The 23,240-nt window shown below is 32.8% G+C and carries 25 protein-coding genes and 1 tRNA gene; 16 read left to right on the forward strand and 10 right to left on the reverse strand.

What is annotated here, in order from left to right:
* Positions 1 to 336 precede the first annotated feature (336 nt).
* Positions 337 to 633 carry a thioredoxin domain-containing protein gene (locus tag BW926_RS12500; protein WP_228403448.1) on the forward strand — a complete coding sequence of 99 codons (297 nt, stop codon included), beginning with the start codon at positions 337 to 339 and terminating at the stop codon, positions 631 to 633.
* On the opposite strand, the gene BW926_RS12505 is transcribed toward BW926_RS12500, so the two are convergent.
* Positions 630 to 929, reverse strand: a complete 300-nt coding sequence (locus tag BW926_RS12505; protein WP_076447534.1) for a rhodanese-like domain-containing protein — start codon at positions 927 to 929, stop codon at positions 630 to 632. The genes BW926_RS12500 and BW926_RS12505 overlap by 4 nt on opposite strands.
* 122 nt (positions 930 to 1,051) lie before the next feature.
* Between BW926_RS12505 and queG the strand changes: the two genes are divergently transcribed.
* The 7 genes from queG (at position 1,052) to BW926_RS12540 (ending at position 7,819) form a co-directional block, all read left to right on the forward strand.
* Entirely contained in the window at positions 1,052 to 1,996 is a 945-nt protein-coding gene (gene queG, locus BW926_RS12510; RefSeq protein WP_076447536.1) for a tRNA epoxyqueuosine(34) reductase QueG, read from the forward strand.
* 375 nt (positions 1,997 to 2,371) lie between these two features.
* Complete coding sequence (locus BW926_RS12515) at positions 2,372 to 3,049, forward strand: TIGR02117 family protein (RefSeq protein ID WP_076447537.1); 678 nt, start codon at positions 2,372 to 2,374, stop codon at positions 3,047 to 3,049.
* Positions 3,050 to 3,142: 93 nt separating this feature from the next.
* Positions 3,143 to 3,703, forward strand: a complete 561-nt coding sequence (locus BW926_RS12520; RefSeq protein WP_228403449.1) for a murein L,D-transpeptidase catalytic domain-containing protein — start codon at positions 3,143 to 3,145, stop codon at positions 3,701 to 3,703.
* A 367-nt stretch (positions 3,704 to 4,070) separates the two neighbouring features.
* Positions 4,071 to 5,183, forward strand: coding sequence for a DEAD/DEAH box helicase (locus BW926_RS12525; protein WP_083672325.1), 1,113 nt, complete (start codon positions 4,071 to 4,073; stop codon positions 5,181 to 5,183).
* A gap of 52 nt (positions 5,184 to 5,235) precedes the next feature.
* Complete coding sequence (locus tag BW926_RS12530) at positions 5,236 to 5,430, forward strand: cold-shock protein (protein WP_076447540.1); 195 nt, start codon at positions 5,236 to 5,238, stop codon at positions 5,428 to 5,430.
* Positions 5,431 to 5,669: 239 nt separating this feature from the next.
* Positions 5,670 to 6,128 (forward strand): MaoC family dehydratase, encoded by a 459-nt coding sequence (locus BW926_RS12535; RefSeq protein ID WP_076447542.1) that lies wholly within the window; start codon positions 5,670 to 5,672, stop codon positions 6,126 to 6,128.
* 815 nt (positions 6,129 to 6,943) lie between these two features.
* Positions 6,944 to 7,819, forward strand: coding sequence for a T9SS type A sorting domain-containing protein (locus BW926_RS12540; RefSeq protein WP_076447543.1), 876 nt, complete (start codon positions 6,944 to 6,946; stop codon positions 7,817 to 7,819).
* A 760-nt stretch (positions 7,820 to 8,579) separates the two neighbouring features.
* Here BW926_RS12540 and BW926_RS12550 read toward each other — a convergent pair.
* Positions 8,580 to 9,161, reverse strand: coding sequence for a hypothetical protein (locus BW926_RS12550; protein WP_076447546.1), 582 nt, complete (start codon positions 9,159 to 9,161; stop codon positions 8,580 to 8,582).
* A 623-nt stretch (positions 9,162 to 9,784) separates the two neighbouring features.
* On the opposite strand from BW926_RS12550, the gene BW926_RS12555 reads away from it, so the two are divergent.
* The 4 genes from BW926_RS12555 (at position 9,785) to bla (ending at position 13,135) form a co-directional block, all read left to right on the forward strand.
* Entirely contained in the window at positions 9,785 to 11,401 is a 1,617-nt protein-coding gene (locus tag BW926_RS12555) for a hypothetical protein (RefSeq protein ID WP_076447548.1), read from the forward strand.
* Between the two features lie 5 nt (positions 11,402 to 11,406).
* A complete protein-coding gene (locus BW926_RS12560) occupies positions 11,407 to 11,898 on the forward strand; it encodes a terminase (protein WP_076447549.1) in 492 nt (163 codons plus the stop codon).
* 34 nt (positions 11,899 to 11,932) lie between these two features.
* Positions 11,933 to 12,265, forward strand: a complete 333-nt coding sequence (locus tag BW926_RS12565) for a hypothetical protein (protein ID WP_143756551.1) — start codon at positions 11,933 to 11,935, stop codon at positions 12,263 to 12,265.
* Between the two features lie 129 nt (positions 12,266 to 12,394).
* Positions 12,395 to 13,135: a subclass B1 metallo-beta-lactamase gene (gene bla / locus BW926_RS12570; RefSeq protein ID WP_076447552.1), complete on the forward strand. Its 741-nt coding sequence runs from the start codon at positions 12,395 to 12,397 to the stop codon at positions 13,133 to 13,135.
* Between the two features lie 366 nt (positions 13,136 to 13,501).
* On the opposite strand, the gene BW926_RS12575 is transcribed toward bla, so the two are convergent.
* On the reverse strand, positions 13,502 to 14,536 hold the full coding sequence (locus BW926_RS12575) for an antA/AntB antirepressor family protein (RefSeq protein WP_083672326.1): 1,035 nt from the start codon (positions 14,534 to 14,536) through the stop codon (positions 13,502 to 13,504).
* A gap of 160 nt (positions 14,537 to 14,696) precedes the next feature.
* On the opposite strand from BW926_RS12575, the gene BW926_RS12585 reads away from it, so the two are divergent.
* A complete protein-coding gene (locus BW926_RS12585; RefSeq protein WP_076447580.1) occupies positions 14,697 to 15,173 on the forward strand; it encodes a M15 family metallopeptidase in 477 nt (158 codons plus the stop codon).
* Positions 15,174 to 15,446: 273 nt separating this feature from the next.
* On the opposite strand, the gene BW926_RS12590 is transcribed toward BW926_RS12585, so the two are convergent.
* From BW926_RS12590 to BW926_RS12605, 4 genes are all read right to left on the reverse strand, one after another.
* Complete coding sequence (locus BW926_RS12590; RefSeq protein ID WP_076447554.1) at positions 15,447 to 15,788, reverse strand: tyrosine-type recombinase/integrase; 342 nt, start codon at positions 15,786 to 15,788, stop codon at positions 15,447 to 15,449.
* Positions 15,739 to 16,593: a tyrosine-type recombinase/integrase gene (locus tag BW926_RS12595; RefSeq protein WP_076447555.1), complete on the reverse strand. Its 855-nt coding sequence runs from the start codon at positions 16,591 to 16,593 to the stop codon at positions 15,739 to 15,741. The genes BW926_RS12590 and BW926_RS12595 overlap by 50 nt, the downstream gene beginning before the upstream one ends.
* A gap of 89 nt (positions 16,594 to 16,682) precedes the next feature.
* A tRNA-Leu gene (locus BW926_RS12600) sits at positions 16,683 to 16,762 on the reverse strand.
* Positions 16,763 to 16,841: 79 nt separating this feature from the next.
* Complete coding sequence (locus BW926_RS12605) at positions 16,842 to 17,609, reverse strand: MBL fold metallo-hydrolase (RefSeq protein WP_076447557.1); 768 nt, start codon at positions 17,607 to 17,609, stop codon at positions 16,842 to 16,844.
* A 54-nt stretch (positions 17,610 to 17,663) separates the two neighbouring features.
* Here BW926_RS12605 and BW926_RS12610 point away from each other — a divergent pair, with 54 nt between their 5' ends.
* Complete coding sequence (locus BW926_RS12610; protein ID WP_076447558.1) at positions 17,664 to 19,091, forward strand: nicotinate-nucleotide adenylyltransferase; 1,428 nt, start codon at positions 17,664 to 17,666, stop codon at positions 19,089 to 19,091.
* A 13-nt stretch (positions 19,092 to 19,104) separates the two neighbouring features.
* A complete protein-coding gene (locus BW926_RS12615; RefSeq protein WP_076447560.1) occupies positions 19,105 to 19,554 on the forward strand; it encodes a GAF domain-containing protein in 450 nt (149 codons plus the stop codon).
* A 174-nt stretch (positions 19,555 to 19,728) separates the two neighbouring features.
* Here the strand turns inward: BW926_RS12615 and BW926_RS12620 are convergent, their stop codons facing one another.
* The 3 genes from BW926_RS12620 to BW926_RS12630 form a co-directional block, all read right to left on the reverse strand.
* On the reverse strand, positions 19,729 to 20,466 hold the full coding sequence (locus BW926_RS12620) for an ABC transporter substrate-binding protein (protein WP_076447561.1): 738 nt from the start codon (positions 20,464 to 20,466) through the stop codon (positions 19,729 to 19,731).
* 35 nt (positions 20,467 to 20,501) lie between these two features.
* The gene (gene mgtE / locus BW926_RS12625; protein ID WP_076447582.1) at positions 20,502 to 21,824 is read right to left on the reverse strand and encodes a magnesium transporter; all 1,323 of its coding nucleotides are present in this window, start codon (positions 21,822 to 21,824) and stop codon (positions 20,502 to 20,504) included.
* Between the two features lie 378 nt (positions 21,825 to 22,202).
* Positions 22,203 to 22,772, reverse strand: coding sequence for a pyruvate decarboxylase (locus tag BW926_RS12630; RefSeq protein ID WP_228403450.1), 570 nt, complete (start codon positions 22,770 to 22,772; stop codon positions 22,203 to 22,205).
* A 156-nt stretch (positions 22,773 to 22,928) separates the two neighbouring features.
* Between BW926_RS12630 and rpsO the strand changes: the two genes are divergently transcribed.
* A complete protein-coding gene (rpsO, locus tag BW926_RS12635; protein ID WP_076447563.1) occupies positions 22,929 to 23,198 on the forward strand; it encodes a 30S ribosomal protein S15 in 270 nt (89 codons plus the stop codon).
* Positions 23,199 to 23,240: the final 42 nt, after the last annotated feature.

The raw sequence follows: 23,240 nt of genomic DNA on the forward strand, positions 1-23,240 counted from the left end.
ATAAGATTTGAAACGTTGGATATTACTTGGAAGAATCTGCATTTTTTAGCATTTTCTTTAAGATTAATCAAAAAATTAAAAGTTTAAACAACTTCAACATCAAATCAAGAATATGGTACAAAAAATGGTATCTTAAATATAAAAGGTAAGATATCAGGTCCACAAGCTTTTAGTATTTATTCAAGTTGTGATAATTACTATCAAAAAAACATATCACCGGAAGAATTGGAAATTTTTTTGAAAGATAATATTAGATAAAATCATGATTGACAACTCGTTAATTATCTCAAGCTCGACTAATGAGAAAGAATTATCATCGGACTTATTTCTGACTTTATGCATATCTATAAAAACAAGCCGGAAGAAGAATTCCTTAACACTTTCCAATATTGGTTTGAAACCAAAGATGAAAACAAAATAAAACAAAAAGCCGGAAGTATTTCCGTTCAGGAAGATTTGTCGTCTCTAATTAATATGTCTGCGGAAAACAGAGCGGCCGGATTGAATTTCACCCCAATTATTCTCATCAACGGGTACCAGTTTCCAGACAAATACGACCGTGAGGATATCTATTATTTTATTGATGAATTAATAAAGGACGAAGAGATTATAAATAAAAAAAGGAACTTTTAAAAAGTTCCCTGATTTGCTTCGATCGTAGCTTTCAGTTCAGCCCAGCCGCCACCGTTGTAGCCATCTTTTAAGCCCTGAGAATTCAGATATTCCAGTGCTTTTCCGCTTCTGTTTCCGCTTCGACAGAAAATTACCACCGGCTTTTCTATAGACAAAATCTCGTCCTGTCTGTCCTCTACCTCACCCAGAGGGATATTTTTAGCACCTTCTATATTGCCGTCCATTTCCAATTCCATTGGCTCACGAACGTCGATTAATTCATAGTTTCCTGATTTTAAAACTTCTGATAAAGACATAGTTAGATTAATATTTATGGTTAAAAATTAGATCAAAGCCATCAAAAATAGCCATACAGCAATTCAATGACTCAAAGTACAAACAAATTTATAAAATAATCTTAGTTTTGCAAGGTAAAGTCATGAATTCATCTGCTGAAAAATATTCTCAATTAATTAAATCCAAGGCAAAACGTTTTGGATTTCAAAGCTGTGGTATTTCAAAAGCTGATTTTCTGGAAGAAGATGCCCAGCCATTAGAAATTTGGCTAAAGAATAATTTTCATGGAGAAATGAAATACATGGAAAATTATTTTGATAAAAGACTTAATCCGAGATTATTGGTTGAAGGCTCAAAATCCGTCATTTCACTTTCCTATAATTATTTTCCGAAAGAGAAAATTTCTACAATTGAGAATTTTAAGATTTCAAAATATGCCTATGCAGAAGATTATCATGACATTATTAAAGATATTCTCCGCGAAATGGTTGCTGAATTACAGGAAGAAATCGGGGAATTTGGGTTTCGGGTTTTTGTCGATTCGGCGCCGATTTTGGAGAGAAGCTGGGCCCGGAAATCAGGAATCGGATGGGTGGGGAAAAATGCCAACCTGATTACGAAGCAAAGTGGCTCGTTTTACTTTTTGGCGGAAATTATTTGTGATTTAGAGCTGATTGCGGATCATGAAACGACGGATCATTGCGGAACCTGCAGAAAATGCATCGATGCCTGCCCGACGGAAGCTATTGTTTCAGAAAAAATTGTCGACGGAAGCAAATGCATTTCCTACGCAACCATTGAATTGAAAAATGAAATTCCGAATTACTTTAAAGATAAAATGGATGACTGGATGTTCGGATGTGATGTCTGTCAGGACGTTTGTCCATGGAACAGGTTTTCATTACCCCACCATCAAAGCAAATTTAATCCAAATGAAGCATTAAAAAACTTTAAAAAAAGAGAATGGAAGGAACTGACCCAGGATTTGTTCTCAGAAATTTTCAAAAATTCACCTGTTAAACGAACTAAATTCGCAGGATTAAAAAGGAATATTGAATTTTTACAGAAATCTTCAGATAAAAAATAGGTTGCTTTTGGTTGATAAACCCTTATCTGGAAATTTTGAAATTCCAGAATAAAAAGGGTGACTGACCAATCCTTAAATTTTTTTGATTTTAAGGAGGTAAAGATTTTTACAAATAAGACTAAAAAGCCCTTATTCTAAGTTCTAAAAAGAAAAAAAATAACTCTCAGGAGATTAGATCTCACCAAAAATCAACGTCTTTTTTGTATTCTTTTTGGAGCTACTTTTACTCTTATTTTAAATCTTTTGTTTGATTTCGTGTTTTTGTGCATATTTGTGAATGTTTTGTATTTAAATTTAGTGAAAATTTCGATTAAAACAAATACTTTTACGGAAAATTATAAATTAAATTTTTATTAACTATATTAAAACACGGATGTGAAAAAAATGGTGTTTATCATTCTGAAGACTTTAGGAATTATTATTGGGATCGTTGTTCTGTACGTAGCATTAGCTTACTTATTGCCTTTTATAGAAGTTTCTGCGAAGGAGGATGGTCAAAAAAAGGAAATTCCCGTTTATATCTATACCAATGGGGTTCATACCGACATTGTAATGCCAGTAAAAAACGACCTCCAGGACTGGAGCACAAAAATTCCTTTTAATAATATAAGATCAAAACAGACTGATTATAATTTTGTAGGAATTGGCTGGGGTGATAAAGGATTTTATCTGGATACGCCTACCTGGTCAGATCTCAAGTTTTCAACGGCCTTCAAAGCGGCTTTCTGGCTTAGCGAATCTGCAATGCATTGTACTTATTATAAGACAATGAAAGAAGATAATAATTGTAAAATGATCATGATTAGCAGAAATCAGTATAAAAATCTGGTGGATTTTGTAGATAAAAAGTTTGATAAAGACAGCGGCGGAAATTATATTTTAGTCCCTACGGATGCAGTCTATGGCAACAATGATGCCTTTTATGATGCAAAAGGTAAATACAGCTTTCTTAATACCTGCAATACTTGGTCTAATGATGCATTGAAAGAAGCCGGACAAAAAGCGGCATTCTGGACCCCGACTGATTACGGTATTTTTCTTCATTATAAATAGGCAATGAGATTATTTTATTTAGTTTTTATTTTATTTTTTTTGATTTCCTGTAAAAATGAATTAAAAAGGGAAGTTTTTGATAATAAAAATGGTATGACAAGCATTATTAAAAAGAAGCCTGAGGTGGATTTCAATAAAGTAAAATTAAAATCTGAAGAAGCTTTTCAATTCTGCAAATCAAAGGGTTTTAATACAGATTTTTGTATTTTGATCGATATGAGTCTGCATTCTGGGATTAAGCGTTTTTTCATTTGGGATTTTAAAACAAAATCGATTTCAAAACGATACCTGGTTGGGCATGGCTGCGGCTCAAATCCTTGGAGCAAGGATTATTCAAAAGACAGCCCCAAATTCAGTAATGAAGATGGAAGCCATCTTTCTGCTTTAGGAAAATACAAATTGCAGGGTAGAGAGTATAGTGATTGGGGAATTCATGTGAAGTATCTGATGCATGGCTTGGAAAGTACCAATAATAATGCTTTAAAAAGATTCATCGTTTTTCATTCGTGGGATATGATGAATGATGAAGAAATTTTTCCTAACGGCTCACCCGAAGGATGGGGCTGCCCAACGGTTTCGGATAATGCCATGAAAGAAATTGATCCGATGCTGCAAAATTCTACAAATCCTGTTTTAATGTGGATTTATAATTGATAATAAATTTTTCCGCACATTGCAAATAACTTGCTTTGTGCGTAAGATATGAATATATTTTTGATAATCAATTAATTATATTGTATTATTCTTAAATTGTTTTATCTTACCTTTGTCAGGTATTTATAAAACAGGCTTCTGCCTTCGCTATTCTGCAATAATTTAAATCATATTTTTATCATTCAGTTTTGCTTTTTCAGTGCCCGATTGTCAGCTGATTTCTTTAAAACAGGTTTTAAATTTTATAAGCTTCAAATTTTAATAGAAAAAAGTTTTACGTGAGTTAAGTATATAGAATTAATAATTCTTACCACAATAATAATCCTTAGAGGAGCAATTACCGGAAAACAAAGGGATTGCAAAATTTATGATAAGTTTCAAAAATTTACGGTTAATTAATCCTATTATCCGGGCAGTTACGGAAGCAGGATATTCAAAGCCAACCGATATACAGAATGCTGTAATACCAAGTATTTTAGAAGGAAAAGATTTGCTCGCATCTGCCCCTAAAGGGAGTGGGAAAAAGTCTGCATTTGCAGTGCCTATATTACAATTGTTGAAAAGAAATCCTACCGAGCATACAAAGATTAGGGTTTTGGTACTTGCACCTACAGATCAATCGGCTTTAGAAATTCAGGATAAAATTAACTTGTCTAGCAAGTATCTCACTCTCTTGCATCTATGTATTAATGGAGAATTGGCAGAAAACCAGCTCGCAGCCTTTAGAAAAAGAGTGGATGTTCTGATAGCAACTCCAGAAGGATTATTGGAAATTGTTGAAAAAAGACCGATCAATTTTTCTCAAGTAGAAATTCTGGTTTTATATGATGCGGATAAAATGCTTGAGAAAATGGTAAACAATATAATAAAAAATATTAGGGGACTGATTCCTAAAAATATACAGACTTTGATCTTTTGTACAAAAACCTCAGATTATGTAAGGAAATATGTTTCATCATTACTTAGAAACCCTGTAGAGATTTCGATAGAAGCAGGAGGAGTGACAATAGAAAGTATTTCGCAGTGCGTGTATTTTGTTGAAAAAAGAGATAAATCAGGATTATTGATTGATTTGCTCAAAAACAGTAAAATAAGAGGATTTTTGGTTTTCACCCACAGCAAATATATTGCTGATGAGCTGGTGCAACAGCTTGAAAAAGCCGGGATCAATACAGGGGCTATTCATGGAAATAGAAGTCAAATTGCTAAAAATGATGTGTTGGATGATTTCAAAACCGGGAAGATACAAATTTTGATCACCACAGATATTGCCGCAAAAGGAATTGATTTAGGAAAACTATTACATATAGTCAATTATGATCTACCGACAATTCCTCAGACTTATGTTCAAAGAATCGATAGAGTCAGAAAATCAGGAAGTGAGGGCTCTTTAATTTCATTCTGTACTGCAGATGAACACATGGATCTGAAAAACATCCAAGGCCTGATAGGTTTTACCATGCCTGTAGGTACATTTTAAAAATAAGGCTGTAAAGTTTACAGATTATCAAATAATTTTAATAATAATTACAATGCAACAAGGCACAGTAAAATTTTTCAATGAAGCAAAAGGCTTCGGATTTATTTCTCCTGAAGACGGGGGTAAGGATATATTTGTACATTCTTCGGGATTGGTTTCAAGATCAATTCGTGAAAATGACAAAGTAAGTTTTGATATTCAAAAGAGCGAAAAAGGTTTAAATGCAATTAATGTAAAATTAGCGTAGCTTAAAAACCGCTTAAACGACGCGCATAAAATTATTTGTATTAACAACACTATTATTACACTCATATATTATACTTGAATATTTTAATATTTTGTTGACAAATATTGATATAACTTACATCGCTTTTTATGTTCATGACCTCTTGCTTCTGTGAGAGGTTTTGATAATTTGTGTAAGATTTTTTTGAGTAGCATTTAAGTAAATTATTGAATTCTTTGCAATATTAATATTACAATACAATGATTATTATCAACAATTTTGATGAATACAAATCACTGGAGGGTAGCATGGTTGGAGCTTCTTCATGGCACATCATTGATCAGGATCAGATCAACAGGTTTGCGGATGCAACTTTAGACCATCAATGGATCCATACAGATGAGCAGAGAGCAGCCAAGGAAAGTCCATATTATTCTACGATAGCTCATGGATATTTAACACTATCCTTAATTCCCTATCTCTGGAAACAGATTGCAGAGGTGAGAAACATTAATATGGAAATTAATTACGGTATAGAAAGTTTTAAATTTGGTCTACCTGTGAAAGTTAACAGTGAGGTTCAGCTGCAGGCGACTATCAGATCGGTTAACAATCTTAAAGGAACCGTAAAAGCTGTTGTCGGGGCCCAACTTTTTATAAAAGGCGAGTTAAAGCCGGCATATACTGGAGATGTAGTATTTCTTTATCATTTTTCTTAATAAAAACAAAAGAAAGTAGACCTGAATGTTCAATAGTAGTAATATTTTCAACAGGAAATGGTCTGCAAAAAATGCTGAAAGTTTTTAACACTTCTATATAGCAAATTGTTATACGATTTTGAGGTTGTTTCGTTCACTGTGAAATAAAGGTTTTTTCGTGCTCTAATTGCAATAATTGCCTCGCGGATTGGTACTGCTTTCACATAGAAATGGTTTATTTATTACAAATGTTTCGAGGTTGGATTATCTGTGACCCCCGATGGAGTATTTATTGTTCGTTGCAGAAAGGCATTGTAACTTGTGCAGTTGAGCTATTATCAAGAGCTACATTCTTAACACTGGCATTTCCATTAAAACTGTAATCCATCATAGCATCGAAAGCTTTATGAGAACTTGGCACTGCGTAATGTGTCTATTATTGTATTCATTATAAAATAAATAAAATCTTTTTCAGTGTTAGAAATATTGATATTCTTAAAGATATTGATTCTTGAGCTATCGAAAATGCATTACTTCACTACTCTCTTAAAGTTACCACCCAAATTTTAAACTATAAACTGTTATTCTTCATACTATTAAAGATATAATAGTGTAAGAAATCATGCCCTAATATTAGGTAGCAATTCTGTAGTATTTGTAAGTGAATAATATCAAAGTAGTTTTACAATTTTTGTTTAATAACTGAAATATATTTGGCGTGAGCCAATGGTAGTGAGATTATATTTTAAATTAGATTCAGTGTCATAATGATTATTGCAATCAAGCAGCAATAAGTTATGAGTTAAATATTTACATTAATCATTTAAATTAAATATATGTTTAAAAAATTGTCTTTTTCATTAGCGCTATCTATTACAGCGATCATGGCGAAAAGCCAAATTACAGATCCTTCACCGTATTGTACCGCAGAATTCGGGGCAGCCTATAATAATATGTTTAAGGATATTACCATTGGCGGAGTAACGTTATCCTTCGGAAGCATGGGCGCATATGGAACTAATAGTCCGTCTTATAAATATTATAATACCGTGGTATTGGGAAATCTTACAAAGTCAGGGAATAATACCATTACAATCAATCCATATTCGTTGAATGATGTGGAACCTATATATTTTGCCCTGTGGATTGATTACGATCACAGTAATACTTTTGAGGACTCAGAAATTGTGATGCAGAACAGCAATACGATCAATGCGGGCCTACCCGTTTTCGGTCAAACTGCTTCTCCTATAACAAAAAACTTTACGATCCCCGCTGCAGCGCTTACAGGGAATACAAGAGCAAGACTTATAAGACGTCAGGGTAATGGAGACTACACTTCTACTTATGTCATGGGCGCTTGTAGTACCTCTGTAATAATTATGCCTCCTCCACTCCCCCCACTCCCTGACGGTACGATGGGAAATGCATATGATTTTAATGTGAATATTGCAGAATCTCTATCCACAGAAGAGATTGCTGTAAAAAATACTTTTAGGGTTTCTCCTAATCCAGCTCATGATTTCATTAAAATTGAGGCTCTGCAGCAGGTAACCCGTGCTGAAATTTTCAGTATGGAAGGAAGGTTGGTAAAAGAATATCACTCTGCAGATCATATGAATGTTTCTTCTTTGCAAAGTGGAGGCTATATTTTAAAAATCTTTTTTAAAGACGGGTCATTTGCTTCACAAAAGATCCTCATCGAAAAATAAAGCAATAGCAATCGATGAAGGTTTTTTCATTATCAAGATCTTTTTTCTTTGGAAAAGGTAAAATACTATAATTATGATAGACTGAAAACTTGATGCTATTATAATAAATTCTTATATACTTATTATGCATAGTATTAATAGCCAGGTGCCGAATGATTAGGAAGAAGGAAGAAATAAAGTAATTTCTGTAAAATCCCTATCAATTTGTTAGGGATTTTTCTTTTCATAACGAAAGTTTTAAAATTTACAAAATATTTTTGTTGTTTAGTTACTGTACATAATAAAATAGATTCACGAAGTTTTTAAATGTGAATTGGTTTAAAAGAATCACGAGAATAGAAAATAATACTGTGATAAATGATCAATTTTCTAAGAAGACTATTTGTATGACCTTTACGATAGATTTAATCAAAACAGCTGTGTTATTAAATTGAATTCTGGACTTATTTACATAGAAGATTCAAAAGGAAAGATTTTTGAAAATGACCCATTGGCCAAAGTACTAAATAATTTCAGATCGGGAAGAATTTTTATTCATAATAGCAAAATGATGTATGAGAAGAACACTTGAGTGTGTAAAATAAAAAAGTCTTAGACATATTTTTTTACCATAAAAAGTTTGGCTCTTTAATGTGTAATCGTAATATCCAATAGAAATCTTATGCCTTTTAACGTTTTTTGTGGTTATAAAAATTTACGAAATGCCTTCTGGATTTTCAAAACAAATACAAAAAAAGACTGCGCGAGGCAGTCCATTGTTTTATTTATACTTACTTTTGAATTTATAATTAACCCCAATACCTATTGAAGAAATATTTAATCCATTGTCTGCAACACCTTTGTAGAATGCAAGGAATTCCCATTTGGGTAATTGATAACCTGCTTTAGGATTGTAATAAAAACCACCATCTGTTCTACTACTAGTAGAGATAGCATAACCTAAATCAAGACCAGCAAACCAATTTTTGCTAAAGTTATATTTTGCTGTTGCAGCAATAGGTATATACCCAATATCTTCATAGTAACTTGTGTATTCAATGTGTTCATTGTAGCTCGTTCCTGGGATAGAGCCCAATTGATTCACATCAATGGTATAAATTTGCCCAAACTTACCTATAAAAAGATCGAATCCAGTTGCTATCCCTAAATCAAGGTTTTTGGTAACATTCCATAGATAAGAAACATCTAGACCAATATTATCATCTGAAACATCCGAAGCATCTCCAACGGGAATTCCTAAATGAATACCTGCTTTTAAACCAGCCCTAGAATTCGATAATTTCTTTTGCCCGAAAGACCACCCAAAAACAGCCATAGCTGCAATTAAAATAATTTTTTTCATTATTAGTAATAATTTTATATTTTTCAGCGAAAATAAATAATTTTTTTCGTTAAAAATTACATTTAACCAAATTTTAATAGTTTTAACACATATTTATTTTATGAAATTTGACTAATAACGGAGTGATTTTTTATCAAAATACATTCTTATAATTTTTATGTTATTACCTCATGCAAATTTTATTTAGCATAATAAAAATATCAACTTCTACATCTAAATAATTTCGTGCTTTTTTCTCCATATAATTATCAAAAAATTCCAGAGATAACATAGAAAAATATATTTCCGATCTGTATTCCTTTAATTTTTTAATTGTTATTTATGACTTTTTGTACGTGGATTTTTCAATCTGATATGAGTAAAATGATAGAAGTCAAATTCTGGAATATTATTAATACCTTCAATAAACGGTTCGGATGTTAAGACTTTTTCAAGTAGAGAAAAATCTCTTTTGATTAAAGTGATTTTTGCCTCGATTGTATCTAATATGATAAACTTGTTTAAACTTTTTAGGAGCAATTTCCCGCTTTCATTATATCTTTTGTTTCGCTTCTATTTTAATATCCAGGTTTATTGTTTTCTTTAAGTTGCGTTCATTATAATATTAAATGTAGAGCAATATTATGATTGATGAAAAAGCATTGACGAAAGAAGAACACAAGAGGAGCTTTTTTAAGTTCTTCAAATATTTTCTACATGTTATTGAACCAGGACATGCTCAATTCATCTATAATTGGCATATAAAATACATCTGTGATAAGCTTCAGCAGAAAGTTTTTTCTCTTTTAAAATTACAGGCCTTTGAAGAGCTTTTATACTCGAATATTCCTGATTTGAAAAGAATAAAAAAATTCTTAGATGAAGAAACGATTTATGAAGTTCTTTCACAAAAAGAAAACACTCCGTTTAATGAGCTTTTGGAAGCTGACGGGATTATTAAAAGCACTTACGAAAAGCTCCTATATGATTGCCGACACGTTAACCTAAATATATCCCCCGGTACTACAAAATCTACAATAATTTCAAGAATGTTCACGGCTTGGGCTATTGGTGTTGTAGATCCAACGCTTTTCATTTTGGTTGCTACCAGAGCATCAAAGAATGCTGAAGCTTTTGCAGACAAGACCAATGATATACTACGTTCAGAATCTTTCATTGAAATATACGGAAATATTTTAGCAAAAGACAGTACCAGAACTGTTATAAAAACAAATAAAGGAGGCCAAAGACATACTTATACAACCCTGTCAAAGGAAAACACGGGAAAGCACTTTAATATTATCATATTCGACGATATACAGGCATTCACTGATTTGGTAAATTTGGGGGAATTGAAAGCTACAAATTCCGGTATTGACGCTTATTTAACAAGGGTAAAATCCAAAACATCTTACATCCTTATCAATTGTATGCAGCGGCTCGGAATGGCAGATGCTACGGATTATCTTTTCCACGGTAAATATTACGAAGAGCCGAAATTCTCTCCAAACCAATACGAAGACATTATCCTACCTGCAATGCTTACTGATGATGTACGCCCAAAGGAACTTGCAGAATTCTACATTAACGGCCTTTTCGACCCCATCAGGATGAATAGCGCCGTTCTGGTAAATGAAAAACGGAAAGCCGGAAATAAATTTGATCCGCAATTTTTACAGAAGGCCATTGCTTCACAAGATGAGATAATGTACTATGATGGCGTTACAATGACATCAGAAACCAATGATAACTACGAAGCGACATTCTCATTTACCGATCTTAAAGATACCGGAGAAGATTCTTACGGATCTTTATTTTTAGGAGTTAAACAAGGTAAAGCTTATGTAATTGACGTTATTTTTAACAAAAATAGCCTACATGCTAATGAAGGTAATTTGATTCAAAAAACAAAGGATTACAAAACTTCTAATAATTATGTAGAAAGTAATAACAACCAATCATATATTGATAATGATTTGACTTACAAGATTTATAATCTCAAACCCCGGTACCAATCGAAAAACAAATTAGAAAGAATAAAATCAGTAAGGCATATCTTTAAGTTTTTACATTGGTTTGAAAATCACCCTAACCCTGAATATCAGGATGCAATAGCGCATATTAAGCAATTTCCTTTCAATCCACACAAAAACTACGATGATGGTATAGAGGACGTGACAACCTATGCGTTAGATTTTTTACAGGCTCAATATCCTTTCATCGTAACGGATGTGAGTTTTAATGTTCAATATAAAAGTTAAAAGAAATGAAGAAGGAAAAAATAAAAGATGGGGCACCCACAAAATATAAAGAAGAGTATAATGATCAGGTACGTAAACTTTGTTTACTCGGTTCTACGGATAAGGACATTGCAAGTTTTTTTGGAGTAACCGAAACAACTATTAATAATTGGAAGTTAGAATACCCTAACTTTTTTGAGTCCATAAAAGAAGGCAAGGAATATGCAGATGCTAATGTAGCCGATAGACTTTACCAACGTGCATTAGGTTTTGAGCATGATTCGGAAGAAATAAAAATTGTAGAGGGGAATATTAAAAGAATACCAGTTAGAAAAGTTTATCCGCCAGATCCGACAAGTGCTATATTTTGGCTAAAAAACAGAAAAGCAGTAGCATGGAGAGATAAACAAGAAAATGAACAACCGGAAAAACCTATTGCAATAGATTATTCCAAACTAACAGATGAACAGCTACAGACATTGAGAGAATTACTAGAAATAGCGAAGAAAAATGAATAAATATTATCATAAGTTTACAAATTTACAGAATAAAATGAATTCAGTTTTTGCACTAAAGAAGATTATTTTTGAAGATTTAAGTGCATTTACATATGAAGAACTTAAAGAATTTCATAATGGTCTGATTAAGAAGCTAAAAAGTTTAAAAGGAGACAAAAAGGTAGATGAATTCATGAAAGATCTTATTAAAAACCATGAATTTGAAAAGCGAGAAGACGGCTTGTATTTATCAATTTTCAAGATCAAGGAAACTGGATTATTAATTTATCCTGAAGTATGTGATCAATTAAAAAGCGGCATGGGTAAGCCGTTGACTATGGTAAAGATGTATTTGAAATATAAAAATAGTTGTAGGAATAAAAATTAAATTATATTTGCTTTAAATAACAAAAAAACTTTCATAATTGGCTTGGTCAATAAATATATATTTCTAGTAAATGAAAATAGAAAGTTTTAGCCAATATTTACTGTTTACTAATAGATAAATTTTACAACAATGAATACAATTTTAGTTACAATAATATACCGAATGTTTTTACTTGTCTGCTTTAGTTTATTGGGAATAATACATGCACAAGATTTGAAAATAGAAAAACTGACTCGTAATTTTTATATTTATACTTCCTATGGAACTTATCAGGGAAAATCCTATCCTGCTAATGGAATGTTTGTATTAAGTAGAGAAGGTGCAATTTTAATAGATACTCCTTGGAATCCTAAAGACTATCAAACACTTGTCGATACCATTAGAGTAAGGTTTAAGAAAGAAATTAAATTGGTTGTTGGTACGCATTGGCATGATGACAGAGCTGGAGGTTTTTCCTTTTTTATACAAAAAGACATTCCTACTTATGCCACATCATTAACCAATAAATTTCTTAAGGAGAATAATATGGTAGTTGCTGAGAATGTATTACAAATTAACAAAATACAAAATTTAGGCAACATTCGTTTCAAGATTATCTATCCTGGTGTAGGTCATACAAAAGATAATATTTTAATTTGGTTTCCCGATCAAAAAGTACTTTATGGCGGCTGTTTTGTGAGAAGTGTTATGGCGGAATCAATAGGAAACTACAAAGATGGTGATCCAGAACTATGGCTAAAAAATATGCAATGGACAAGAAAGACTTTTAAAAAAGCTGTATACGTAATTCCTGGTCATGATGAATGGAAAGGAAGTAATCAGCTTAAAAGAACAGAAGATTTATTAATAGAATTTACTAGTAAAAAATAAATTTATAAACAGAAAGTTTTGACTAATTCAACTAATTCATGTAATTACTTTGAAACTGCTAATAGACAAACATTCTGTTTTATTAAATTCAAACATATAAATAAATAGATACAGATTTTGTTAACTATTTTTAATGAAAATTGAGCATTGATCACAGAATTTCTTTAGTTCTCTTATACATTCTGCCTGCTTGTAAATAAGATCAATGTGTTTTTTTAAAAGCTTTTTATATTGAACGTTATCGTAAATATTCCATATTATTAATAAGACTACAATGACTAATAATAAAATGTTTAATATCACGGTTTCTTTTTTTCAAATATATGAAAGATAAAGAACATGATGAAATGTTCTTTATTTTTTGTTTTACGCAGATTTCTCATTTCCTTTAATCAGACCATGAATAAAAAGTCTGCCAGATTCCGTCCATACCATGTACGTTTTCGTTTGAGTTGTTCCATCTGTTCCGGTGTAGTGATGTGTTTTACTCTTTGTGTAGCCTTTATCTCTATATTTCGCATAAAGAAACCATGTATCATTTTGCTTGTATTGCACGCACATTTCCTTTAGCTTTTTGTTTAAAGCAATGGAAGTCATGCCAAGCTCTAAAGATATTTGATTTGTTGAATAAGTACTTGCACTCTGCAAAACATTATCAAAATATTGAACCTTCGGAGCCTGCTTTTTTAGCTCATTGGATTGTAATTCTATCTGCTCCGCCTGCTGATAAGCTAACTTTAACGCTTCTGCGTATGATCCCGGAACATGATATTGTGACGGTTGCGGTAAGGATTTTAGCTCTTTCTCGCATTCGATGAAGTACTGGCGCGCTTGCTTGCCTTTTTCGGAACGTTGGATCATGGAAATTTCTTTAGCGCAGTCCATGGATAAGGCATAGTCTTCCAAAACTTCCCTTTTTAGGGTCTGGTCATTTTTGACCAAAGCTTGATAATCAATGTTTTCCGTAAATCCATACTCAAACATTCTATTGGCCCATTTATCAAATCTTGTTTTTATCTCTAAAAACACGTGTAGTTCCCGAGCGGAAACGGCCTTACTGCCGTTATGTTCTGTAATTTTGATTAATTCGTTCATTTTATTATGTTCTTTCTCGTAATCGATTAAATATTGGTTAACTTGTTCGCCTTTTTCAGTCATTGTACTTATAGAAAGTCTTTTTGCAAAATCTATTGAAAGGGCAATCTCAACTATTTCACTGCCCTTTTCCTCATAGATGAATAGCTCATAATCTTTATGCTCAATTGCAGACTGATTATTAATAATATTTTTAGTATACCATCGTTTCCAGTGGTTCAAGCTAAATCCCAAAAACTCGTATAATTCTATTGCCGATACTACTTTTTGACCCTGATATGGTCTAAGTCTAATTATTGCATTCATTTTATGATGCTTTTTTGGTTGTATAAAATTCTTTGATTGCTTTTAACCATTCAAAGTATATGGATAAAGCTAACTCTTCTGCATTACCCAATTCCGGTACAATTTGTTGTCAGAAAGATATTAGATAAGATGTACATTAAATATTTCAAAAATAAGAATGATAGATCAACCAACAAAAGATAGAATAAGCAAGCTTCATCCTAGTGTAAGGGCTGAGATTACTCAGATCATAAAAGAGTGTGATACAGCTCTTACGGGACGGGCTAAAGTCAGAATTACACAGGGAATGCGAACGTTCCAAGAACAGGATCAGCTTTATGCCATCGGCCGAACAAAGCCGGGTAAAAAAGTAACCAATGCCAAAGCCGGACAAAGCATTCATAATTACGGATTAGCCGTTGATATTTGCCTTATTATTGATGGAAAAATAGCTAGTTGGGACACTGCAAAGGATTGGGATAATGACCAGGTAGCCGACTGGTACGAATGTGTAAAGATATTTGCCAAATATGGCTGGGACTGGGGCGGTAACTGGAAGACCTTCAAAGACCTTCCACACTTTGAAAAGAAAGGCTACAAATGGCGTAATCTTATCCAAATGAAGCGAGATGAATCCGGTTATGTGATTTTGAAATAATCCGCCAGAGAAAAGCAGAATCGGATTTGTTCTTTGCTAATTATGGCGAATTCGCCATAATTAGAATTTATATAAAATCTGTATTTTTGATGCTATAATATCTCTTTCATGGTAATATGAATGGATATGAAATAACAAGACAAAAAAGCCTTGCAGATTAAAAATGGTTTGCATAAATTATGTAAAGAATTATTAGCAATAGAAATTTAGTATTAATTCAACACTGTTAATTACCTGTTTCAATTTAGCCCTTATAATTCAGAGCTATTTTATCTAAATACGAATATCAATATTTTTATTTTTTTCAACTTGTTGTTCCTCATAATCAACAGCGTAATTCAATGTTGTTCTTTCGTTTGTATGTCCGGCAAGTTCTTTCGCTTTTGAAATTCCAAATTTATTTGTTACCATATTAAGATAAGTATGTTTTAAAGCGTATCCGGTTATATTTAATCCTGCTTTTTTTAAGTATTTTGAAGCAGCATCATAAAAACTGTTTACTTTGATTTGGTCATCATTTGGCATTTGATTATAGCTAAATAAATATTGATTTGGTTTTGCTACATCATAAATTCTTTTCCAATAATTCCATGCATTGATATTGATCGGTCGCATTGCCCGTGTATGAATTCCCCCCTTTTTTTAAATTAATCCAAAAGATGCTTTTATCAAGTTCAACATCTTCCTTTTTAATCTGTGTCATTTCTTCAAATCTGCATCCAGAATAAAAGAAAATATATAAGAAAACATAAACATTGTAATTTAATTCTTTTATAGAATGAAACTTTTTCCAATCTTCTTCAGTTCTTATTATTTGTTTTTTAGCAGATGTATGTTTAAGGACAGAAATTCCTCTTACAAAATTTATTTGAAAAATATCAAGTTCGGTAAAAAAGGAAAAACAAGTTGAAATGTGTGACCTTGTTTTATTTACCCTATAATTACTATAACCGTCATTTGTCATCCTCAACAGCATTTGTTTAATGTCTCCCTTAGTAATTTCTTTGATAGGTTTAATATGTAATCGAAGCATTTTAGCATATTTGGAAATATGTTTCATACTATTATTCAAGTCTGTTTTGTGAGATTCTACACCTGGATTATTGTTGATAGCGGTTTGCATAGCGGCCAAAAACAATGTTTTACCATTGATGACTGGTATTTCATGTAAAGATTCATATTCTTTGGTTTTGGGGTTAAATCCATTATCCAATATATATGTTTCTTCTTCTATAAGTCGTTTAGTTTCTTCAACACGTTCTGCATGATTTTTAATATGATTCATTCCTTTGAATGAACAATGATATTCAATGCCTTTTATGTCAGTAAATACATAACGAACAATCCAGTCTTTTGAGATTGATTTTTTAGAAGTCTCCCAATTCACGGGATAAACTTTCAGTTCAGAATAAGATTTCATTTTTGCACGATTTGAAATCTAACGAGAATAAAGAAATAATTTAAAAACTCTGCAAACCTTTTGTGGAAGGCGGTTTGCAGAGAAGATTGTACCCAGGACCGGGATCGAACCGGTACTCCTAAGAACTGGTGTTTGAGACCAGCGCGTCTACCAATTCCGCCACCTGGGCTGGTGTTTTTTTGTACTTTAAATTGGTGTGCAAATATAGAAATTTTTATTAAAATTCAAAAGTTTTTCAAACAAAATTTTTAAAAATTTATTTCCAAACCATCGTAGGCAAGGTGCATCCCGGAAGGAAGTTGTTTATCTTCAATATCATGCATCCCAAGGTGATGGCTGATGTGAGTTAAAAACATTTTTTGAGGTTTAAGCTCTTCAAACAATTTAATAACATCAGAAAGAATAAAATGAGCAGGGTGAGGGTCAAATTTTCTGATACAGCTTAAAATAAGAATATCAAGATTTTGCAGTTTTTCCTTTTCTTTTTCAGAAATAAAATTTGCATCAGTGATATAAGCAAGATTTTTAAACTTATATCCAAAAACAGAAATTTTATAATGAATTACTTCGATCGGAGTAATTTCAGTATCCAAAACTGTGAATGTGTTATTTTCAATTTCGTGCAGTTCAAAAGCTGGTGCGCCCGGATATTTTACGTCTGTAAAAGCGTAGGGGAAACGGTTTTTTATTTCATTTCCCACTCTCTCATAGCAATAAAGCGGTATGTCTTTTCCATTTCTGAATATCAGCGGACGCATATCATCGAGGCCTATTACATGGTCATTATGCTCGTGGGTAATGAGGGCTATATCTATGTGATTTTCTTTATTTGTAAGCATTTGCTGCCTAAAATCGGGTCCACAATCAATAAGGATTTTTCTATTTTCATCCGTAGTAACCATTACAGAAGATCGAAGGCGACTGTCTTTGGGGTTTTCAGAAGTACACACTTCACAAGTGCATCCAATGACAGGTACGCCTTGGGAAGTTCCCGTTCCTAAAAATTTCAACTTCATTTTCTTTTGAGGTTGGTTTAATTTTGGTAAATTTACGAAAAATTTAATGTTCTAATGTATCAGAAACTAACTCCTAAACAAAAAGCATTAACAATTAATCTAGATCCTACTATTTATGGTACTTTCGCGGAAATTGGAGCAGGGCAGGAGACTGTTCGACATTTTTTTAGAGCAGGAGGAGCTTCCGGTACAATTGCTAAGGCGATGTCTGCTTACGACAAAGATTTTAGTGATGCTATCTACGGAAAAGAAGTAAAAAACAGATACGTTACCCAAAACAGGCTTTGCAAAATGCTTCGTTACGAAGTTGCCCTGATTGAAGAACGGATTTCCAGGGAAAATAACCCAAACAGAAAATTTTTTTCTTATGCCAATACCGTTACCACGATCAATTTTGATAAAACGGTAAAAGGCCATGGCTGGGTAGGAATACGCTTTCAGGTGAAGGAAAATGAAGATTATAATGAAATTGTAATTCATGTAAAATTCAAGGAAAATGATGCTACTTTGCAACAAGAAACCTTAGGAAATCTTGGGGTAAATCTTATTTTCGGAGCGTTTCATTATTGCGATAATCCGCGAAATTTGATTGAATCTTTATACGATGATGTAGCCAAAGACAATCTTGAAATTGATATGATTGATTTTAGCGGACCAGCTTTCGCATATGTTGATAACAGATTGATGTCATTACAGTTAGTGAAAAACGGAATGACGGATGCTGTGATTTTCAACTCGGAAGGGAATAATATGCTTCCTGCCGATATCTTATATAAGAAAAATATTTTTGCGGTAAGAGGAAGTTTCAGGCCTGTAACTAAGGTAAACATTGATATGCTGAAAAACGGCTTGGATATGTTCCTGAAAGATGCTATATGTAGTCATGAAGATACTGAGGTACTTATCGAAATTACCATCTCAAACCTTCGTGCAGACGGTGATATTGATGAAAGAGACTTTCTGGACAGGGTTGATATTTTAGGTAAATTAGGATATACTGTTATCGTTTCAAATTACTCAGAATATTATCGTCTGATAGATTATTTTGCATCTTACACCAGTGGAAATATCGGTGTTGCAATGGGAGTAAATAACCTGTTGATGGTATTTGACGAGAAATATTATAAAAATTTATCGGGAGGTATTCTAGAAGCTTTCGGTAAATTCTTCAGAAACGGGATGAGAGTTTACCTGTATCCATATAAAGATCCTGAAACTCATGAATTACTGAATTCATCAACATTAAAAGTTGAGGAAAATCTGAAAGAGCTGTATAAGTATTTCAAACATAACGAGCGTATCGTAGATATTACCAATTACAATCCAGATTTTCTGGAAATTTATTCAAGAGATATTTTGAAAAAAATTACCTGCAATATCAAAGGTTGGGAAAATCAGGTTCCGGAGGGCGTTGCAGAAATGATTAAAGAACGTGGGATGTTTGGCTATAAAGAAGAATTTTCCCTAAAACAATTCTCTTAAAAGAAATATTATAATGTTAGAATTAAAGAAAAGGCTTTTATCAATTCTTGAAAGCCCTAAACATAATACCGAGGAAAAGCTTGAAAAAGTCTGCCACCTTTTAGATCAGGAGATTTCTTATTTCAACTGGACAGGTTTCTATTTTAAAAATGGAGATAAAGATGAGTTGAAGCTGGGGCCTTATGTTGGAGCACCGACAGATCACACGATTATCCCTTACGGAAAAGGAATTTGTGGACAGGTTGCGGTTTCCAATGAAACATTTATCGTTCCGGATGTTTATCAGGAAAACAATTATTTGAGCTGTTCAATTGATACTAAGGCCGAAATCGTAGCTCCTATTTTCAAAGAAGGGAAAAACATAGGCCAGATTGATATTGATTCTCATACGATTAATCCGTTCACAGATGAAGATAGAGAATTACTTGAGTGGCTTTGTAATGAAGTTTCAAAGATTTTATAAGTTAAAATTGAAATTTAAAAAGACTCCGGCCCGAAGGGCCGGAGTCTTTTTATCAATAGGAGCGGGCTTTAGCCCGTTTCAAAAATCCAAAAATCCATAGGCTTTAGCCAAAACTTAAGGCTAAAAATTCAGAAAACACTTGTATAATTTATGAAATATTCGTGAAATTTGAGTTTAAATCTTAATCGAATCAACCTCAGAAACCAAATCCTTAAAATAATTCTCACACTTCGCAATATGCGTTCCATACCATGAAAATGCTTCACCATCTACAATCATAATTCTCTTATCAGGATAAAATTCTCTTAACTCTTCAATATGTTTTTCTTTAAAAGGAAAAGGTTCGGAAGAAAGCATAATGATATCTGCCTGTACAAGATCTTCAGTCTGAATTTTAGGATAGCGCTTTTGGTTTTCAAATATATTTTCAAAACCAATTTCAGTTAAAACTTTGTGAATAAAAGTATCTGAACCTACTGTCATATAAGGGTTTTTCCAAATCAGATAGGCTGTTTTTATAGTGGAATTAATTTTAGCCTGATTTAATACATCATAAATTTTATGATTAAAAAGCTGGGCTTTGTCTTCCTTGTGAAAGATTTTACCTAAATTTTTAAGAAGGTAATAATTATCTTCAATATTTTCAACGTTTGTAACAATGACATTGAAATCATTCACCAAAGCTTCTATCTGTTCTTTAATATTTTCTTCTTTGTTGGCTAAAATTAAATCCGGTTGCAGGGCTTTAATCTTATCAATACTAATATTTTTTGTTCCGCCTATAACGGCTACGTTTTTTACACTTTCTTTAGGATGGATGCAGAACTTTGTCCTTCCGACAATTTCATTTTCTGTTAAGCCCAAATCGAATAAAGCCTCAGTAATAGAAGGCACAAGAGAAACAACTTTCATTTTTAATATTTAGATCCCACCTAAATTACAAAAAATTATAAAAGTTTGCCTGTAAGGAAAAGTCCAGCCACAGAAAAATAAATGATGAGCCCCGTTACATCTACTAAAGTGGCAACAAACGGAGCAGAAGAAGTCGCAGGGTCAAGTTTTAATTTCTTTAAAATAAAGGGAACCATCGATCCGGAAAGTGTTCCCCAAAGCACGATCATTACTAAAGAAACACCAACACTCAAACCTACGAACGGCCAGTATGTTCCGTAATTGAAAAAGCCTGCCTGATGCCAGATCATAATTCTTAAGAAGCCAATAATTCCTAAAATTCCGCCTAAAAAAAGTCCTGTGAAAATTTCTTTTCGCATCACATACCACCAGTCTTTTAACCCAATCTCCTGAAGGGCCATAGCCCTGATAATCAAAGTAGCAGCTTGGGAACCAGAATTTCCTCCGCTGGAAATGATTAGGGGTACAAATAAAGCCAAAACTACAGCTTTCTGAATTTCATCCTCAAAATAACCCATTGCGGAAGCCGTCAGCATTTCGGAGAAGAATAAGATAATTAGCCACATTCCTCTCTTTTTTACCATTTCAATCAAAGAAGTTTGAGTATAAGGAACATCCAGCGCTTCCAGACCCCCGAATTTTTGAATGTCTTCTGTATTTTGTTGTTCAATCTGATCAAGAATATCGTCAATAGTTACAATTCCTACCAGAACTCCGGCTTCAGTGATGATAGGTAGTGCGGCCCTGTCATATTTTTCAAAATACTGTACCGCATCTTCTTTCGAAGTGGTAGTAGTAATGGCAACAAAGTGATTATCAGTGATTTCTGATACCAATGTGCTTTCCTCAGCCAATAATAAACTTCCTAATGCGATATCATCGATCAGTCGGTTTCTTTCATCGACTACATATAGGTAATTCATAGTTTCTACCTTGCTTCCTACTTTTTTGATCTGTTGAAGGCATCTCCTTATCGTCCATTCTTTACGGATCTGGATATAATAAGGAGTCATCAGACGGGCAATGGAATCAGAATTGTAACCCAACAATTTCAGGGCAATTCTCCTTTCCTGCGGATTCAGATGATTGATTGAATATTTGATAAGTTCATCCGGAAAATCTTCAAACAGGGCAGTCCTGTCATCCGGGGTCATAGCATTCAAAATATCGGAAACTTCATCGCTTCCGATACTTCTTATGGTTTCTTCCTGGAAATCCGGATCAAGATGAGAGAAAACCTCTGCTTTGTATTCTTTCGGAACCTTCAAAAATGCCAGAAGCCTCTCGTCAGCATGTAGTTCGCTGAGAGTTTCGGCAATATCGGCTGGGTTGAATATAAGTTCGTCTTTAGAATTCAAAACGTCAAATTTGGATATGCAAAAATAATTTAAATTTTTAAGACTGACCAGGGAAGTAAGAAATTTAAGGATTAATTGTAAAAACATCCACAAAGTAATTATAGATGTCTAAAAAAATTTCAATGGAGATTGTAGTTTGAATTTGTTTAATACTAATTTGTAAAATAATTTATTTTTAATAGTAAGAGATTAGGACCATTTGACTTAAAAACTTGCTAAAAATCAATTTGGATTTTTAAATCAAATTCATCTTAACAATGTGAATCTTAATGTTAAAAAAACAATAATAAACAAAATTTATTTTAATTTCGGAAATTAGGAAAAGGCTTTAAAAAATTTATTAAATAAAATTTTAATCAAACTATTAAATAGAACAATTTAAAATCCTGTTTCTGTTGAAGGTTTGAGTTTTCTGAGCTCTTTTAAAATGCTCTTTATAGCTCCATTAGTACCTATTTTCACAGAATTTACGGTAGAGCCTAAAAGCCGCATATTCTTTTTGTAAGTATCATAATCGGCTTCCGTAATCAGATTTCCTGAAGAGTCAAACAGCTTCATGCTTACCACAACTTGATTTGAGAAAACATATTTTCCTATGCCTACTTTAAAATATTTCACCTTCGGGACAATGGCAAAATCAGCCTCGTTATTAATACAGTAATCTGCAATGGTTTGTTTATCAATGCTGTCAAAAGGGATTTCTGTTTCTGTTCTGATCATTTTGTTTTTTCTCTCACTCAGATTATCAGAAACTGCGCTGAAAAAGGCATGATTGGTCGGCTCCTTGATTTCTTGGAGGGCAGGATCTACTTCAGGATTAAAATACAGGACCTTCTTAATCTTGTCAACGGAATTTTTTTGTGCCTTTAAAGTACAAATTCCCGCGAAAAGACTGATGCCGAACGTTGTAAAGAGTATAAATTTTCTCATCATTAAATTCGAATGCAAAAGTACTGCCTTTTAATGGGATACCATAATTTTTTTAAGAATTTTTTAACATTTTTTTCTATCGATTTTAATTTACAGAATCAATAATGTTTGCAGAATCAAAATAAAGTTGTAATTTTGCATCCGTTACATAATAATCATTTAAATAATATTGGAATGTACTTAAATACAGAAAAAAAGCAGGAAATTTTCGCAAAACATGGAAAATCTGCACAAGACACGGGAAGTTCTGAAGGGCAAATTGCACTTTTCACTTTCAGAATTAACCACCTTTCTGCTCACTTAAAGAGCAATCACAAAGATTACAACACAGAAAGATCTTTGGTGAAACTGGTAGGTAAAAGAAAAAGATTACTAGATTATCTTAAAAACAAAGATATCGCAAGATATAGAGCAATTATTGCTGAACTAGGTTTAAGAAAATAATCTACAAAGATTTTCAAATAAAAGCAATCTCGAAAGAGGTTG

This window comes from Chryseobacterium sp. RU37D, from assembly GCF_900156075.1.
Taxonomy (GTDB): domain Bacteria; phylum Bacteroidota; class Bacteroidia; order Flavobacteriales; family Weeksellaceae; genus Chryseobacterium.